At 45.6% G+C, this 17,874-nt stretch carries 10 protein-coding genes and 3 pseudogenes; 11 read left to right on the forward strand and 2 right to left on the reverse strand.

Annotated elements, in window-relative coordinates; translation table 11 throughout:
• Nucleotides 1-37: 37 nt before the first annotated feature.
• The gene (locus Q4Q50_RS05255; protein ID WP_011846399.1) at nt 38-385 is read right to left on the reverse strand and encodes a hypothetical protein; all 348 of its coding nucleotides are present in this window, start codon (nt 383-385) and stop codon (nt 38-40) included.
• Nucleotides 386-1,248: 863 nt separating this feature from the next.
• Here Q4Q50_RS05255 and Q4Q50_RS05260 point away from each other — a divergent pair.
• The 11 genes and pseudogenes from Q4Q50_RS05260 to Q4Q50_RS05315 all read left to right on the forward strand — a co-directional run bounded on the left by Q4Q50_RS05260 (nt 1,249) and on the right by Q4Q50_RS05315 (nt 15,976).
• Complete coding sequence (locus Q4Q50_RS05260; RefSeq protein ID WP_259573304.1) at nt 1,249-2,106, forward strand: lipase family protein; 858 nt, start codon at nt 1,249-1,251, stop codon at nt 2,104-2,106.
• 11 nt (nt 2,107-2,117) lie between these two features.
• Nucleotides 2,118-3,446 (forward strand): DUF4785 domain-containing protein, encoded by a 1,329-nt coding sequence (locus tag Q4Q50_RS05265; RefSeq protein WP_311898709.1) that lies wholly within the window; start codon nt 2,118-2,120, stop codon nt 3,444-3,446.
• A 515-nt stretch (nt 3,447-3,961) separates the two neighbouring features.
• On the forward strand, nt 3,962-7,207 hold the full coding sequence (locus tag Q4Q50_RS05270; RefSeq protein ID WP_311898710.1) for an nSTAND1 domain-containing NTPase: 3,246 nt from the start codon (nt 3,962-3,964) through the stop codon (nt 7,205-7,207).
• Nucleotides 7,208-7,224: 17 nt separating this feature from the next.
• Nucleotides 7,225-7,602: a DP-EP family protein gene (locus Q4Q50_RS05275; protein ID WP_311898711.1), complete on the forward strand. Its 378-nt coding sequence runs from the start codon at nt 7,225-7,227 to the stop codon at nt 7,600-7,602.
• A gap of 533 nt (nt 7,603-8,135) precedes the next feature.
• A pseudogene (locus Q4Q50_RS05285) lies at nt 8,136-8,462 on the forward strand (transposase); the annotation flags it as partial.
• A 190-nt stretch (nt 8,463-8,652) separates the two neighbouring features.
• Nucleotides 8,653-8,952: pseudogene (locus Q4Q50_RS05290) on the forward strand (transposase); the annotation flags it as partial.
• A gap of 177 nt (nt 8,953-9,129) precedes the next feature.
• A pseudogene (locus Q4Q50_RS05295) lies at nt 9,130-10,191 on the forward strand (transposase).
• Between the two features lie 300 nt (nt 10,192-10,491).
• Nucleotides 10,492-11,520 (forward strand): sensor domain-containing diguanylate cyclase, encoded by a 1,029-nt coding sequence (locus Q4Q50_RS05300; RefSeq protein ID WP_006081041.1) that lies wholly within the window; start codon nt 10,492-10,494, stop codon nt 11,518-11,520.
• A gap of 177 nt (nt 11,521-11,697) precedes the next feature.
• Nucleotides 11,698-14,292 carry an FAD-binding oxidoreductase gene (locus tag Q4Q50_RS05305; protein ID WP_311898712.1) on the forward strand — a complete coding sequence of 865 codons (2,595 nt, stop codon included), beginning with the start codon at nt 11,698-11,700 and terminating at the stop codon, nt 14,290-14,292.
• Between the two features lie 105 nt (nt 14,293-14,397).
• A complete protein-coding gene (locus tag Q4Q50_RS05310) occupies nt 14,398-15,276 on the forward strand; it encodes a DMT family transporter (protein WP_311898713.1) in 879 nt (292 codons plus the stop codon).
• Between the two features lie 175 nt (nt 15,277-15,451).
• Nucleotides 15,452-15,976 carry a lipocalin family protein gene (locus Q4Q50_RS05315; protein ID WP_259511287.1) on the forward strand — a complete coding sequence of 175 codons (525 nt, stop codon included), beginning with the start codon at nt 15,452-15,454 and terminating at the stop codon, nt 15,974-15,976.
• Nucleotides 15,977-16,134: 158 nt separating this feature from the next.
• On the opposite strand, the gene Q4Q50_RS05320 is transcribed toward Q4Q50_RS05315, so the two are convergent.
• The gene (locus Q4Q50_RS05320) at nt 16,135-17,727 is read right to left on the reverse strand and encodes an ABC-F family ATPase (protein WP_080514475.1); all 1,593 of its coding nucleotides are present in this window, start codon (nt 17,725-17,727) and stop codon (nt 16,135-16,137) included.
• Nucleotides 17,728-17,874 lie beyond the last annotated feature (147 nt).

The following is a 17,874-nucleotide window of genomic DNA, read 5'->3' on the forward strand; positions in this document are numbered from 1 at the left end:
ATTGGGGAATTTAACCCTAAAGCGTCAAGACTAAAATTTATGCACCTTTGACTATGGCACCTAAACGGCTGACAAATTGCTGCACGGCTTCGACTGTGTCAAAGCTAAAGGCAAGTCCATAGTGGGTTTCGGTGAGACTCTTATGCAAACGCTTTGGAAAACGAGTCATCTCCGCATTGTGGAAATAATCGTATTTGGCATGCACGCCTGCAATGGTGGCGAGTTCGCCAGAAAAAACCTCAAATGCGGGCCGAATAATCAAGTTCGGTGATTTACCGTCGAGGTGTAAATAGAACGCCTCTTTGGTGTCTGGGAGCATGTATTCGGTAATGTTTTTTATGGTGAAGTTAGTGCGGCATTGCAATCCACTTAAGCAGCTCACCATCTCATTATGTTCTATCGCCAAACTTATTCTCCCTTATCTCTTTAAACCTGCCCAAGTCGCATTGCATCTCGTATTTCAGCCCATCGCTCAATCACTGTTTGAATCGTTGTTTCTATTAGTGATTCAACCAATGGCTCAAATCAGTTGTTCAATCAATGGTTCAATCAGTGACCTAAAAGCTGACATATCATAAATGCGTGCATGCTTGGCAGTATGGGTATTCATCACGTTGATGCGACTTTAACTCAGCTCAGCCTAATCGGTTTACGCTTTAAATGCACTAAGCTGATGTCGATCTCACAAAGCGAGTGGCTAAGTTTAGCGGATTTATCCAAAAAACCTTTATATACAGAACGATAAACCTATTAACTCAAACGCAAGGCCAATGTCACAGAAAATTCTTTTGCGTAATCGAGCCAGGATTTCAAACACCATAAAACACAGTACCATTTATTAGTCATTGCTTATCATCACCTTATCTCCCTCGATATTGACATTAAAACGTATGCTTTAAAATACTGCCATGCTATTCAATTATATGGTGATTTTTTTACTTGCCAGCTCAAAATGTTGCGTCTAGGTTAAGAAGCTTGAGTTAAGTCCTGTTGATAATGGCTAAGTTACGGCAATCACATCGGCTGCCATCCTAAACTAGCGCATTCACCCTATCCCGTCGTATTCAGGCCTTAAATCATGTTCTACCCAAAGTGAGTAACCCGCGCCTATGGCGCATATAACCCGAGCCATGTCAGCCGATTTAACGCTAAATTACGGCAAATCCTTAGCATTAACCGATTTGCCCTAAACAGTCGCAACGGACTGCGCGGCCACTATCAACAAGACCAACAACACGAGATATACCCATGAAGATCAAAAAAGCCCTCATGCTCTTGGGTCTGTTAGCTGTCAGCCCAGCGACATTAGCTGCAACCGGAGTTGCCTTTATCCACGGTACGGGTCACCAGACCAATGCCTTAGCTGATTACTGGACGCCCGAATTTGTTAACTCAGTGCGCCAAGGTATCCCAGTGCCAAACAATTACACAGTGATCAACTGCGACTTTGACCAATATATGTGGGAAGAAAGCGCCGCAGGTTGTCTGGCGACCCAGCTCAATAGCTTTATCCAAACCAAAAATATCGACGACTTAATTCTGCTGACCCACTCCAATGGTGGCAACGTAGTGCGGTGGATTTTATCTAACCCCACGTGGGATAGCCGTTATCCTGCGGTGATCAACGCCACCTCAAAGGTTATCGCCCTCGCCCCATCCAGTGCCGGTACGCCGCTGGCCGATGCGGTGAACCAAGGTAATGTGTTCGAAACCAGCTTAGGCTGGCTCTTAGGATATGGCAGCAATGCGGTGAAACAACAGCAAGTGGGTTGGATGGCAAACTACAACAACACTATGCTCTACGGCACTGCAGGTCGCCCATCGCTGGGTAAACCCTTCGAAGTCGTGGTGGGCTCAGATGTTGATTCCGCCATTTGGGACAGCGACAGTTACTGCGCGGGTTACCAATACCAAGTCGCGCTCGAAACTACTCAAAACTGGCTCGATAGCTGCTCCGACGGCTTCTTAAATTGCAGCTCGCAAAAGGCAGCTGGCACAGTCTGGTTTATCGATAAACAAAAGACCCGTGGCCAAGAACCCCTAAGCCATCAGCAGAGCCGCCGTGCGTGTTTCAATTTAGACACGCTGATCCGCAACCACATTTAAGGAGCACTAAGATGCACACACTCAGCAAACTTGCCAGTATCTTGGCGCTAAGCGGACTGCTCGCAGCCTGCCAAGACGAAGCCACACCCATAGATCCCAAAACCAATGCCAGCCCTATGTACGCCAAAGGGTTAACCCTAGCCGCGCCGAGCAATACCGATCTTGTCGATAGCAATATTGCCAGTCCAACACTGGCGCCCATTAACACCAGTACGGACTACATTAGCTTTATCACCCCTTTGTATGGCGAGTATCAGGCAAGCGCGCCGCAGCTTGAACAAGCCAGCCAAAGTGACGAGTATTGGGTCAATGTAACCGGCGCGCAGCTTAATGCGGGCGTGGGCCTCACCATGAGCCAAGCGTCGAGCCTAGTGCGCATTGCGCCTCGGGGCGATACCAGTTCTGGCGCCTTAATGCATGCAGAGGCTATTGCCCCTGAGCGCGTACAAATTCAGCGCGTTAGCCCTAATCAGTCACCCCAAGGCAAAGCGGCCAACAGCAGCGGGATAAACACCAATGAGTCATTGGTCAAATCGATGGCCAACGCCGATGCCCTTGCTAGCGCAGGATTAACCGATGATTCCAGCGCACTGCAAATGTCGGCGAAAGCCACACCGGGCCAATATCGCCTGCAGGTCAGTCAGCCGTTAACGCCAAGCGCCAACTACTTAGTCAATGTGAAGGAAAAAGGCTCGCCCTATCAACTGAGTGTCAAAGCCTCCTCCGCTATCGCGGCTGATGCGCAAACCCTTGGGCTTGAACTCGCACTCAGCCAAAGTGATAACACCTTCGTGCCGCAGGCAACACTCAAGCAAGCCGATGGCGATATGCAACCACTGACGATGGTAAAACAAGGTGAGACATGGCAAGCGGTGATCCCCGCGGGCGTGGCACTTTCGAGCAGTAATGCGGGTTTCAGTGAAGTTGAAATTACAGTGCAAACCCAAGTCGATGGCCGCCCAGTGCAGCGCACGGTCAAATCTGTCTTTAAGTCCTATGTCAATTCGGCGAGCATCAAGCCCGAAGTGCTCACGGTTTGGGATAAAGGTTTGCCTAACCAAATCAACTTTGAGTTATCGGTCGCCGAGGCGGGACGTTTTGGCTTAAGTGGCACGTTAACCGGCACCAATGCCGAAGGTCAAAAGGTGGCGATTCTACGTACCCAAGCGGCTAATTGGCTGACCCCAGAGTCGCCAAAGTTAAAGCTGATGTTAGATCCTAAGCTCATCCAAGCCTCGGGTTTACAGCCGCCATTCGAACTCAATGAGTTAGAACTGCAAGATCAAGGTCAAATGGCCAGATTAAGCTATCAAGCCACGGCATTGATCTTAACCCGCTGACATTAGAGGCTCATGTTAAGGGGCTGATATTAACGAGCAGATAGAAGACGCGGGCTTTAAATGCCAATGTTAAACCAGAGGCGAGGCTCAAGTTAACCGCCCCAAGCTAACACGACAAAGTTAGCCCGATAAAATTAATCCGCCCGAGTTTTCTCTCTCATTGAAAAGTGCCCATAGTGGGCACTTTTCCATTGTTGATGTTTTGCTAATAAACAGCCAAAAGCCGCCGCGTTATTTAACATGCTACGTAAAGCACAAACTGTTGACAGAAAAATGACAGGCCGCAGATAATTCCCCATAGCTGCCATGAATAAAATTTACATTGATTATCAAGGGTTACTCCTTTTAAATAACAAATGTAATAGGCATAATGTCAAGGCTTTGACATCAAACCTTAGGCTGACAACAGCCCAGCATCTACCATAAAACATAACAAAAATATAACTACAAGAGTGGTAACTAACGGTACGTTTTCCCACAGTACGCTAGCCAATACTCAATAAATGGACATCGTTATGAGTGACAGCACATTTTTCTTTGGTGAATGGCAAATCAATCCCAGCGCCAATAGTCTGCTCCTTGGCAAACAAGTCAAACAACTTGAGCCCAAGGCGATGGATGTGCTGTTGTTTCTCTGTCAACGGGCGGGTGAAGTCGTCAGCAGTGATGAAATAGTCAGCCACTGCTGGCCGGGCGTAGATACTGGCGACAATCCACTACACAAGATTATCAATCAGTTACGTAGAGCATTAGGCGATAGCGCCACCGATCCCACCTATATAGAAACCATACGCAAACGCGGCTATCGCACCTTAGCCGAAGTGCGTTTTCCTATCGGCCACGAAGCCACCGCCAGCCCGCAAAGTTGGCAAGGCGGCTCGCCCTTTCCGGGTCTGCAAGCCTATAGCGCTAACTATGCCGAGGTGTTTTTTGGTCGCAGTGAACAAATCAGCACTTTGCTTAACCGTATCAGCCAGCAAATCATCTATGGCCGTGCCTTCTGTCTGGTTTTAGGCCCAAGTGGCAGCGGTAAATCCTCCCTGATAAATGCCGGTGTCGTCCCCAATTTAATGAAGGGCGGTGGCTATAACGGCATTGGCGTCGCGTCATTCAGCAGCTTAGATTTTGCCGATGTGAGTAAAGGGCAACTGCTAACCGATCTTGCCAGCGCTATGCTCGACTGGGAAATCAATGACACGCCAGTATTCGAAGGCATGAGTGCCGATACTCTGGCGGTTCAACTCATCGAAGATATCCAAGGCGTAATCAACCAGTGCACCCAAGCTCTCAAGGTTCAGCCCTTTACTCAGCCGTTTTTTGCCTTGTTTATCGACCGATTAGAAGTGTTGCTCTCATCACCGCTATTTAGCGACACCGAGCGCACGGTATTTGTTGAACTGCTGGAACAACTCGCTACCTCTAAGGCCGTGATTATTATCAGTGCCTGTCGCAACGATTTTTATCCTTTACTTGTGGGCTACCCAAGCTTAATGGCCGGTAAATCTCGCGGCGCCCACTTTGACTTAGCGCCGCCGACACGCACTGAACTGTTGCAAATGATCCGCCTGCCTGCGGTGGCCGCCAACTTAAGCTGGGAAGTTGACAGCGAAACCGCGATGCCGCTCGATGAAATGCTCTGCAGCGACGCCGCCAGTAACCCAGATGCACTGCCCATGTTGCAATACACGCTGCAGGCCTTGTATTTGCAGCGCAGCGCCGACGATAAGTTATTAGTCTCGGTTTATCATGCCCTTGGCGGTATTGAAGGGGCGATTGGCAAAAATGCCGAGCAAGCGATCTCCCATTTAAGCGATGCCGAAAAAGCCAGTCTGCCACGGATTTTATCCCTGCTAGTCACCCTGCGCGAAGATGAAAAGTCCATCACCAGCCGCACCGCCCGCTGGTCGCAGCTGCAAAGCACCGCCGAAACTGCCCTAGTGCAAGCCATGGTCGATAGCCGCTTATTCGTGTCGCATCTGCAAAATGGTGAACCCTGTTTTAGCATCGCCCACGAAGCCCTGCTGCGCCGTTGGCCACGGGCGACGGCTTGGATTAGCGAACATAGCGATAGTTTGAGCATTAAGAGTCGCCTACAGCATCTTTCAACACGCTGGCTCAGCGAAGCCAAACACAGCGCCTATCTACTCGCTGAAGGTAAACCTTTAAAAGAAGCCCAAAGCCTCAGCCAAAATCCGTTATTCGATTTAGACGAACCCGAAACCGCCTTTATTACAGCCTCCACCAAACGCGCCAATATGCTGCGCTGGACGAGGCGCTTAACCGTCACCCTATTATGCGTCCTCACCCTCACTTCCATTATCATGAGTATGCGTAGCATAGAAGCTGAAAAACTCGCCCTGCAAAAACGCCTCGCCGCCGAAGATTTGCTCGGTTTCATGGTGGGCGACTTCGCCGACAAGATGCGCGGCATCGGCCGTATGGACTTACTCGACGGGATAAGCAATAAAGCACTGGAATATTTCAGTGATTTTTCCAATACAGAAGATGATGCACACTTAAGTTTTGACGCCCGCTTCCAACACGGCCAAACCTTAGAAGCCATGGGCGAAGTGGCATATTCGCGCAATAAAATCGATGAAGCCCGCAGCGCCCTGCTCGCAGCGCAAGAAAAAATGCTGCCGCTCTTGAAGTTACAGCCAGAAAACTTAGCCCTACTGAAAACCTTAGGTGCCAATGCCTTCTGGTTAGGGCAAATAGAGTACGATGATAGAAAGTGGGAATCAGTCACCCCCTTCTTTGAACTATATTTACAATACAGTCAAAAGATGTATTCCTTAGCGCCTGATGATAAGGATGCATTGATGGAACTATCATATGCTTACAATTCATTAGGCTCACTTTCGATGCAACGACAACAATTCGTTGAAGCAAAGAATGGATTTCAGGAGTCTCTGACATTAAAACTTAGTGCTCTAGAAACAGATCCTACTAATACTCAACTTTTATCTGATGTAGTTAATGCACGATCTTGGTTAGCCAGTGCGTTAACATCATTAGGTGAAGTTACTGCTGCAATTAATATTCATGAAAAAATACAAACTGAACTTTCGAATGATAAATTAGAACAACAACCCTATCTTCTTGAAAGACTTTCAAGTAGCTATCAGCTATCATCAATTTTGCTTAATTATAAAAATGATGCTGAAAATTCAGTTAACAAGGCTAAACTTAGTTTTTTAACAATAAAAAAAGCATCAGATAAAGACTCCGATAATAGAATAATTAAAATGCAGAAAAACTATTCCTACTTAAATCTAATAAGCCTTGGTTATGGTGATTTCAATCAAGATGAAAAACTTAAACTCGAAAGCTTGATTGAGCAAATAAAAAGCAATCAAACCGCTTCAAAAAAGGATAAAGAGTTATTAGCCAAATACTACCTCGCTCTTGCAAAACACATGGAGAAAATAAAGGATTACAACAATAGCTTAGATTTTTCTAAAAAAGCAAAAACTATTTTCATTTCCTTGCAAGAAGACAGCAGCAACTCTCAAGACAATATTATACCATTTTCAGAAAGTTTACTAATAGAAGCATCATCATTAAAAAATTTGAATAAAAATGCCATTGAAACATGTGAAGATATTAAAGCCTTACTAACACCTTTTGTAAGTAAAAACAAAAGCCCAGGAATCACTATCCCATATATAAAATCATTGATATGCTTGAACGATAAAAATACTAGTAAAGAATTAATTGAAACCCTTACTAAATCAAAAATTAATAACATTGAATTTTAATCAAAAAGGAGTAAAAAATGCAAAATGTACAAGGTCACGCTCACTTTATGAAAGTAATTGTTAACTTAGATAATAATGAACCAGTTTTTAGCTATGTCGATATGACTGGTGAGCAGTGCCAAGGTGATGTCACAATTACAGAGGCAAGTACTATCACTTATCAGTTAATTGATAATACTGGAAAAGGATTAAAATTTGCTGGCGTTGGTTTCATCACTCCTTTCGATGAAATTATTGATGCCGTAACAATTAGTAGTGATGGGCAGTTGGTACAACTTGTAGATTTGGACCACACAACTGGTACAACAAAGTTCCAGTTTGTGTTAACAAACACGACAAACACACTAATGCTATTGAGTCCTGATCCAGAAGTGGTTAACCGTCCTGAAAACTAAGGAACGAAAAATCGGGGACAGCCATATCTTTGATACTTTGTTCCCTTAGCTTTTATCAGAGATTTTTCTCAGGACAGCCATATCTTTTCGAGATAAGTGCTTCCTGAAATGAGCTCTAAATGCTCTGCCGCTGCGGCAGAGCATTTCTCACAAGACATCTGCTTATCCTCCGTTTTCCCATAACAGCACTGTCTTTGATTGCTCGCGACGCTGAATCCTAAATCTGAAAAGCGGGGACAGCCATGTCTTATAATGCTTTGTTCCCTCCTCTACTAGGCTTTACATTATCTTGATTTTGTCTGTGTGAAGTTTGCCATGACCTCGGCCAGAAGACTGTTAATTGATGCCAGTGCTACGCCCTTCTATCATGTGATAAATCGCTGTGTCAGAAGGGCTTTTTTGTGTGCTGAAGATAAACTCACGGGGCGCAGTTATGAGCATAGGAAAAGCGTGGACAGCCATGTCTTTTTGTGCTTTGTCCCCTCTTCTACTAGTCTTTAGATTATCTTCACCTTGTCTGTTTGGAGCGGATGATGACCTCGGCCAGAAGAATGCTTATCGATGCCAATACAACGCCCTTCTATCATGTGATAAATCGCTGTGTCAGAAGGGCTTTTCTGTGCGGTGTGGATAAACTCACTGGGCGCAGTTATGAGCACAGACGTGGCTAGATTGTCAATAAAATCAAAGCATTATCTACCATTTTTTGTATCGACATTTGCGCCTATGCAGTGATGAACAACCATTACCATTTAGTACTTAAAATTGATGTTGAGGAAGCAAAAACCTTAAGCCCAAAAGAGGTTATCAGCCGCTGGTGTCAAATCACCAAAGGCCATGCCATTGCCACTAAATATATGATTTCTCTCAGGACAGCCATATCTTTTCGAAATAAACGCCTCCTGAAATGAGCTCAAAATGCTCTGCTGCTACGGCAGAGCATTTCTCACGAAAAGCGGGGAAAAGCGGGGACAGCCATGTCTTTTTGTGCTTTGTCCCCTCTTCTACTAGTCTTTAGATTATCTTCGCCTTGTCTGTTTGGAGCGAGTCATGACCTCGGCCAGAAGAATGCTTATCAATGCTAATACAACGCCCTTCTATCATGTGATAAATCGCTGTGTCAGAAGGGCTTTTCTGTGCGGTGAGGATAAACTCACAGGCCGCAGTTATGAGCATCGACGCGGCTGGATTGTCGATAAAATCAAAGCATTATCCACCATCTTTTGTATCGACATTTACGCCTATGCAGTGATGAACAACCATTACCATTTAGTACTTAAAATTGATGTTGAGGAAGCAAAAACTTTAAGCCCAAAAGAGGTTATCAGCCGCTGGTGTCAAATCACCAGGAAGAAGCGGGGACAGCCATATCTTTTCGAGATAAGTGCCTCCTGAAATGAGTTATAAATGCTCTGCTGCTACGGAATTAAAAAGCGCAAAAAGCGGGGACAGCCATGTCTTTTTGTGCTTTGTCCCCTCTTCTACTAGTCTTTAGATTATCTTCACCTTGTCTGTTTGGAGCGAGTCATGACCTCGGCCAGAAGAATGCTTATCGATGCCAATACAACGCCCTTCTATCATGTGATAAATCGCTGTGTCAGAAGGGCTTTTCTGTGCGGTGAAGATAAACTCACAGGCCGCAGTTATGAACATAGACGTGGCTGGATTGTCGATAAAATCAAAGCATTATCTGCTATCTTTTGTATCGACATTTGCGCCTATGCAGTGATGAACAACCATTACCATTTAGTACTTAAAATTGATGTTGAGGAAGCAAAAACCTTAAGCCCAAAAGAGGTTATCAGCCGGTGGTGTCAAATAACTAAAGGCCATACTGTCGCAACTAAGTATATGAATGGTGAAGCCTTAATTGACGGTGAACGCATGCTGCTCGATGGGTTAATTACCGAATGGCATGAACGTTTATCCAGCATATCTTGCCTTTGATTTGAAGAAGAGGTGCGCTGCCTGAACGAAGAAATTGCCCGTAAAGCGAATCGAGAAGATGAGTGTAAAGGTGCGTTCTGGGAAGGCCGTTTCAAATCCCAAGCTTTGCTAGATGAGCAAGCCTTACTAGCCTGCATGATGTACGTGGATTTAAACCCTATTCGAGCAGGGATTGCCGACTCTTTACAATCTTCTGATTTCACCTCGATTCAAGAAAGAATTAGTGCACTCAAGCAGGTAAATAACATCATCATCTCACCGCAAGCACCAGTCCAATCCGCAAAAAATAAGCCTCAAACGATAAACAAATCTCTCGCCAAGTTCGATGCGGCGACACACTCTAGTCAACAAACGGGCATCCCTTTTCATTTTGCGGATTATCTGGAACTTATCGATTGGACTGGCCGCGCCATTCGCCATGATAAAAAAGGCTTTATCGATAATCAGCGACCAAAACTGCTCAATGAGTTAGGGATTGCATCAGATGCTTGGCTCAGCTCTGCTAAAGATTTTCGCCGCCAGTACAGTGGCATCAGTGGTCGTTGGGATGCGATGTGCGCTTTTAAACTTCAGCAAGGTGGTAAATGGTGTAGAGGAAAATCGAGTAGCGAAGCTCTGCATCCAAATCAACCTTTAGGGTAAACGAGCCGTTTCCACCTCTTTATCTGCGGTTAAATTTCGACACTAAAATCCTTTGCCCTTGCCGCTTAATAGCCAAAAATCCACTCATGAGTGCCACTCTTTCAACTTAGCCATGCCCCAAACCTCGCACGTTTCAGCTAAACCTGGGTATTTACCGTGAGAAGAGTAAATTTAAAACCTTTATAAACAATAGATTAAATCGGAAGGTAAGCAGAAGGTATCTTTTCTTTGCGAAGAATAAAGTCATCATCAGAAAAGCGCTTAGCGCAGATGACATTAGGTTCACGGAGAATGATAACAATGACAAGCTCACCTAAACAGACTCGCTCACAACATCCATTATCACTTGTGGGTGAAGACAATGGCTTACAGTGTACTGCGCAGCAAGGCTTGGTCGAGCCCGCATTGCCGTTAACCTTCTTCGAACATGCCTCGATTGAAACGATTCAACAGTTTATTCAGCATCTGACCGAGCCGGTGATTATCGTCAATGCCCAAGGTTACATTTACTTTAGCAATAGCAAAGGTGCTGACTTACTGACATGCCCGCAGGCCAGTTTGAAGGGACAAGATTGGCGCAACTTTTTGACCGAGCACCATCAAGCTCGCTACGACAATCTGCTGAGCAATGATATTAAACTAGGCAAAAACTGCGGCATTCCAGTGCAGCACTGCGCCGAAGAAATTACCCTCATTACCGCCTCAGGCAAAGCAAAAGATGTCGAACTCTCCATTTCCTACATCCCCAGCCATGAACCTCTGTTCGTGATGATGATGCACGATTTAACGCAGCACAAAGCGGAGAATCAAAAGCTGCGTAAATTGGCTGCCACGGATTCACTGACTGGGCTGGCGAACCGCCGATACTTCGACGAAATGCTGCATCACTATTGGGAAGAATGCACGGGTAAGCTGCGCCCTATCAGCGTGGTGATTATCGATGTGGATTATTTCAAAGTGTTTAACGACCAATTCGGCCATATCCAAGGCGACGAATGTCTACGTAAGATTGCCAAAGTGATTGCTGACATAGTGCCAATAGACATTGGCCTGGCAGCGCGTTACGGCGGCGAAGAATTCGCGCTAATACTACCAAGCCACAATGCCAAAATGGCACTGACGATTGCCCAAAAAGTGCAGCAAGGGATTAATGATCTGCGCTTTACTGAGCAAGGCCTGCGCGACTATGTCTCTGTGAGCGCGAGCCAAGGGATTGCGAGTGAAATCAATGGCCAGTTCCGTACCTCACTCGCCATGCTGTGCGCCGCCGATACCGCATTGTATCGCGCCAAAGCCGATGGCCGTGACAGGATCAATACGTCGCTTTAATCCCCATTAATTGGCGACTTATTTACCCACAACTGATTTACCCAAAACATAGTTACCCGCGGCTTAGTTATCCGCGACTTAGTTACCTGCGATGGATTAACCACGGGATGAATTACCCCAGTTGCGCTTTAGCGCACTGAGGTAAAACACACAAAGCACACGAAAGGACGCACGAATATGAATAAGCTTGAGGCATCAAGAAATATACGGGCAGTGATTGAAAAAAGCTTACCCGTGAGCACGTCACCCCTTGCCATATTTACTTACCAGTGTTGGGTAAAAACCAGCGCAGGTGGGCGTGTATTCCATTATAAAACCGATCGAGAAGATACCTATTTCGCGGTGGATATTAATTCACTGGGGCATATTGAATGCGTGATTAATACCACCTTACTGCGGGCTGAGGCAATATCAACCTTAGGTGGACTCAATGACGGCCAGTGGCACTTATTGTCTATCTGCCATGAATACCATGAAATAAATTGTTATGTGGATGGTGAAATTACCCATACACAACTCAATAACCTGTCACTGGTTGCTGACAATGAGTTTTTAATTGAAAACGTGTCATTACCCAATCACCGTGACACACATTTCGATGGTGAAATATTTGGCATCACTTTACTTAATCGATTATTAACCCGAACCGAAATCGTCGACTATTATCGTAATCCGGCGCAACAAAAATCGATCACCGAAAATAACCTTTACATTTACCAGCATCAAGATGTATATAATTTTCGTGATGAAAACGTTATCCCACTTCAAAGACAAAAAGTGCTGCTGGTCATATTTAATGATACTGAATATCAATTCATAAAAACCACCGCGGATAGCAACGCCTATAATCAACAACTGCCTAAGATTATTCCGCCCCACGAACGCCGAGCCTATATTATTGAGTGTGACTATAACACTTGGCCTAATTTTAATTATGTCGTTAATTACGCGGCGAGCAATCAAGCGGATATCACCATCAATATTGAAGTATTTAAATCGCTGACGGCCTATCGTTCGAATATTAAAGTGACCGTCGCGAATGAACTCGAACGGGATTGTTTGATTATGCAATCGACCGAAGAAGAATTAAGTGCAGAAGTGCGGATCAGTGAAAACTTAGTGATCACTCAAGCCAAAAACTTTGTTAATTTCATCAATGAAGTTCGCGCACACATTCCGGCCGACAATATTATTACCGCTGGCCATTATTATAGTGAACAGCAATTCTCGGTCAGCACGGGTAAGCAAATGATTGCCTACCAACAAGCTTGCCAGCTGTTCAACCGCAGGTTGCAAAAAAAGCCTCTGGCGATCATCAAATGCACTTCCACTGAAGAAGTCAAAATCGCCTATAAAGCAGCCATCGATTATAACTTGCCGATCAGTGTGCGCTCGGGTGGGAATGATCACGAAGGTGAAAGCACTGAAACCAATACCATAGTGTTAGATCTGCTGAAGATGGATAGCCTCACTTTAGATCCCATCACAGGTATTGCGGCCATTGGCCCAGGCAATCGCTTTATCAATCTCACCACTGCCCTTGCGAAAAAAGGCGTGATGATCCCCCATGGCACTAGTGGCAACGTTGCCTTAGCGGGATTTATTATGGGCGGCGGCTCAGGACCTTGGACCCGCAAATACGGCATGTGCTGCGAATCCCTATTACAGGCAGAAATTGTCCTTGGCATTGGTGAAACCCAAGTCGTCTCGGTTGCCAATAAACCTGAGTTACTCTGGGCGCTCAAGGGGGGCGGTGGGTTAAGTTACGGCATAGTGACCCGCTTTTTTGTGCAAACCTTTCCACTACCGCCTTGCCTGCTCAAATTTGAATTAGAGTGGAATTGCTATGATAAACAAACCCAAGAACTCATTGAGCACACACCAACCAAAGACATTTTACAGCGCTGGGAAGCCATCATTAATGCCGACAGCACAGGCTGTTTGATTGGTACCAATCTCAAGATAAATGCCAAACATTTACCCGCAGAACAACACAAAACGCCTGACATAGACACAGAGTCGATTAAGCATAACTGCTTGATGTATGGCTTTTGGGAAGGCAATTCAGCCAGTCTGAATCACTTTATCCAGACACAATTTAATGAGTTTGACCTAGTCCCCAATGATATTCGCATCGAGGGGATGGGCGGACTCACCAAAGCCTACGGTGAAAACTTGATGGCCAATTGGGAGAGGGAATCTTTTCATCATCTGCAAGCTGACTTGCAAGGCATAAATCGCTCACCGACGCCACCCGATTTGGATGAGCCCGCGCCCCATAAAGTCACCTCGCGCTTAGTCAATCAAACGGGGCTAAGGGACGGTTATAAGCCACTGCTTGAAAGCTTAACTTCTCGCTATGTGCTTGAAGGTAATCGACAATTGGGGCTATTTACCTATGTCACCCTTGGCGCCATTGCGGGCGATTATTATCGCACTATGGGTGAAGAGCAAAAGAGCCGCAGCGCCTTCCCCTACAAGGACAGACAATACACGATTCAATATCAAACTTGGTGGAATAACGCGCTGCAAGAGAAACAACAATTGCAGGATAGCCAAGTGTTTACTCGCATCAATCGTGCACTCGATTGGATTGATGCCAGCCGAAATTATGACATCCCCAACACCTCGGGCGCCTTTATCAGCTTCAAAGATAAGGCTATCCCCACTGATGTGTACTTCGACCATAACTACGCCGCGTTAAAACGGATTAAGGCGGCCTACAGCCAAGATAGCTTTAACCATTTCCGCTCACGTAAAAGCATTATTTAGTTAATATATCGGCATAGCCTAGGGTGAGTTTTTAAGGCAAAATCGACGCCGTCCACAGGACGGTGTCGCCCCTTAACTCTCTGTTCACTCTGTTGTAGGTTATCTATGCCAAGCTCAGCTTTAGCTATCATTCTTGCCCTATTGGCGGCCATTCTTATGGGCACAATCGGTGTATTCGCACGCTTTGCCGCCCTGCCCGCCGAACACATTACCTTCTACCGCTTAATGCTCGGTGCCCTATTTCTATTGGCTTATATGCTGCTCACAGGTAAAGGCCAGCAAATTAGCCATAAACCCAGCAAACGCAACTTAGTGAATGGTGCTATGCTCGCGGGTTTTATGGTGTTTTACATTGAAGCCATTCAGTACACCCAAATGGCCAATGTGATCATGATTATTTACTTAGCCCCTGTGGTGTCGGCTATTTTCGCCCATTATTTCTTTGCCGAAAAACTCACCCGCTTAAGCATGGCAAGCGTAGTGGTCGCGCTGATGGGCTTTATGTTAATGATCCCAACAGGGCCGCAGCAAGCGAGCAATCACACTGAATTATTAGGCTATTTTTATGCCCTACTCGCCCTATTAACCTACAGCGGGTTTATGTTAATTAACCGAAAACCGAGTCTGAGTTCGCCCTATCAGAGCACTTTAGTGCAGCTTTGTATCGGCGCTTTATGCCTACTGCCCTTTGTGATAAATGCACCGCTGACGCCAAGTTTGCCGCAAATTGCTTGGTTGGTCGCGATTGGATTCTTCCCCGGATTTTTAGCAATATTACTGGCAGTAAAAGCCCTGCGGCAATTGCCTGCAGTCACCTTTGGCACCCTCGCCTATGTGGAACCCGTTATCGTAGTGACGCTGGCATGGTGGATATTTGGTGAAACCTTGAGCCCAATTCAATTAAGCGGTGTCGGCTTGATTATTCTGGCCGGCATTAGCCAAGGCTTTATCAGTCAGCGCAAAGTGCGGGTTGCGAGCGAGTAACCCACAAGACTGTCGCCGACAGGACTTTAAACAACAGGACTTTAACTAATAAGACTTTAACTAATAGAAGCCAAGTAGCTGAAATAATATGAAGAAAATAGTGTAAGCTCGACAGAGGATTGATTGAACATTTAACTTAAGATGTGCGACTAAGACTTAAGATTAGGAGGTCAAATTGAGAAAGCTACTGTTGGTCATCAGTGTATTTTTGCTCAGCGGTTGTTTAGGCATGCCTAAATTGGTTCAACCCGTTAATGATTTTGAGCTGAATAAATACTTAGGGAAATGGTACGAAATTGCGCGCTTAGATCATTCATTTGAAAGGGGGTTAAGCCAAGTTAGCGCAGAATACAGCCTGAAAGACGATGGCGGTGTGATGGTCATTAACCGTGGATTTTCAGCGGCTAAAAACGAATGGAAAGAAGCCGAAGGTAAGGCCTATTTTGTCAATGGGGACTCAGAAGGCTATTTGAAAGTCTCCTTCTTTGGGCCATTTTATGGATCGTATGTGGTCTTCGAATTAGATCATGAAAACTATCAATACGCTTTCATCTCGGGACCCGACACGGATTATTTATGGCTACTGGCTAAAACCCCGACTGTGCCAACCGAGGTACTGCAAAAGTTTGTTGAAATGTCTAAAGCCCGCGGTTTTGATACCGACAGTTTGATTTATGTGCAGCAAGAGTCAGTGCAATAACGAGCGTCGCTAACGCGCTAGAATCAAGTGCATAAAAAACTAATCGCTAGATAATAGACAGATAACAGATACAAAAACGCCGCAATGCATTGCGGCGTTTTTATTGATGCTGCATTTAGATGCATGCATTTACACATGCAGCTAAATCAAGAATAACCTTAGACTTCGATGCCTTTACTGGCAAGGAACTCATCGTAAGTGCCTCTGAAGTCATTCACACCTGTGTGAGTCACTTCGAGGATACGGTTAGCTAGCGACGATACGAATGCACGGTCATGACTCACGAAAATCAAGGTGCCTTCGTACATTTCCAGTGCGTTGTTTAATGATTCGATCGATTCCATATCCATGTGGTTGGTCGGTTCGTCGAGCACTAAAATGTTGGCTTTTTGCATGATGAGCTTGCCGAATAACATACGGCCTTTCTCACCACCAGACAGCACTTTGACTGACTTTTTAATGTCGTCAGAACCAAACAACATACGGCCTAAGATGCCACGTACCGATTGGTCGTCATCTTCTGGTTTGCGCCATTGGCTCATCCACTCGAACAAGGTCATTTCGTTAGCGAAATCAGACTCATGATCCTGTGCATAGTAACCAATGTTGGCGTTTTCAGACCATTGGATAGTACCAGCATCCTGCGGGATGTCGTGGATCAGGGTACGTAACAGGGTCGTTTTACCGACGCCGTTTTCACCCAGTACCGCAATGCGCTCGCCCACTTCAACAATTAGGTTTAAGTCTTCAAATAGCGGTGTGTCGTAACCTTTAGTCAAATTTTCAATCACTAAGGCATTACGGAAGAGTTTCTTCTCTTGCTCGAAACGAATGAAGGGGTTCACACGGCTAGAGGCTTTTACTTCGTCTAACTTAATCTTGTCGATTTGACGGGCACGTGATGTGGCTTGTTTCGCCTTAGAAGCGTTAGCCGAGAAGCGTGCGACGAAGGTTTGCAGCTCAGAGATCTGGGCTTTTTTCTTCGCATTATCAGACAATAAACGCTCGCGAGCTTGGGTAGCCGCTTGCATGTATTCGTCGTAGTTACCTGGATAAACGCGCAATTCGCCGTAGTCTAAGTCAGCCATGTGAGTACAAACTGAGTTTAAAAAATATCTATCATGCGAAATGATAACCATAGTACTGCTACGTTGGTTCAACATGTCTTGTAACCAACGGATAGTGTCGATGTCCAAGTTGTTGGTGGGTTCGTCGAGCAGCAGCACGTCTGGATCAGAGAATAGGGCTTGCGCAAGAAGCACACGCAGTTTTAAACCCGGTGCGATTTCAGACATCAAACCAAAATGGCTGTCGATACCGATACCCACACCTAACAGCAATTCACCGGCACGAGATTCGGCGGTATAACCGTCCATCTCAGCAAAATCCATCTCTAGGTTGGCAACGGTAATGCCGTCTTCTTCACTCATTTCTGGTAAAGAATAAATACGGTCACGCTCTTGCTTTACCTTCCACAGTTCGCGGTGGCCCATGATCACGGTATCGATCAGGTTGAATTCTTCATAACCGAACTGGTTCTGGCTTAGTTTACCCAGACGCTCATTCACATCTAACGAGACGTTACCGCTGCTAGGATCTAGATCACCACACAGGATCTTCATGAAGGTCGATTTACCACAGCCATTTGCGCCGATAAGACCGTAACGGTTACCACCGCCAAATTTAACTGAGATGTTTTCAAACAGTGGCTTAGCGCCGAACTGCATGGTGATATTTGCTGTTGTGATCAAAATGAACTTCCAAATCGAGTAATGTTGGCCGAGCCAGCTGGCGCCGCTTTAAATAAGCATAAACCAAATAACGCTATGCCGAAGGGGTAAAAATAAACGTGGCACTATAGCAGTTTGGGCTAAATTATCAACTACCAAGGCTGATCA

It is taken from the genome of Shewanella scandinavica, from assembly GCF_031932065.1.
Lineage (GTDB): Bacteria > Pseudomonadota > Gammaproteobacteria > Enterobacterales > Shewanellaceae > Shewanella > Shewanella baltica.

Bases quoted from the DNA above. Each gene is read 5' to 3' on its own strand.
- Q4Q50_RS05265 (WP_311898709.1), top strand. From the start codon at position 2,118: ATGCACACACTCAGCAAACTTGCCAGTATCTTGGCGCTAAGCGGACTG.
- Q4Q50_RS05300 (WP_006081041.1), top strand. From the start codon at position 10,492: ATGACAAGCTCACCTAAACAGACTCGCTCACAACATCCATTATCACTT.
- Q4Q50_RS05310 (WP_311898713.1), top strand. From the start codon at position 14,398: ATGCCAAGCTCAGCTTTAGCTATCATTCTTGCCCTATTGGCGGCCATT.
- Q4Q50_RS05305 (WP_311898712.1), top strand. From the start codon at position 11,698: ATGAATAAGCTTGAGGCATCAAGAAATATACGGGCAGTGATTGAAAAA.
- Q4Q50_RS05270 (WP_311898710.1), top strand. From the start codon at position 3,962: ATGAGTGACAGCACATTTTTCTTTGGTGAATGGCAAATCAATCCCAGC.
- Q4Q50_RS05260 (WP_259573304.1), top strand. From the start codon at position 1,249: ATGAAGATCAAAAAAGCCCTCATGCTCTTGGGTCTGTTAGCTGTCAGC.
- Q4Q50_RS05255 (WP_011846399.1), bottom strand. From the start codon at position 385: ATGGTGAGCTGCTTAAGTGGATTGCAATGCCGCACTAACTTCACCATA.
- Q4Q50_RS05275 (WP_311898711.1), top strand. From the start codon at position 7,225: ATGCAAAATGTACAAGGTCACGCTCACTTTATGAAAGTAATTGTTAAC.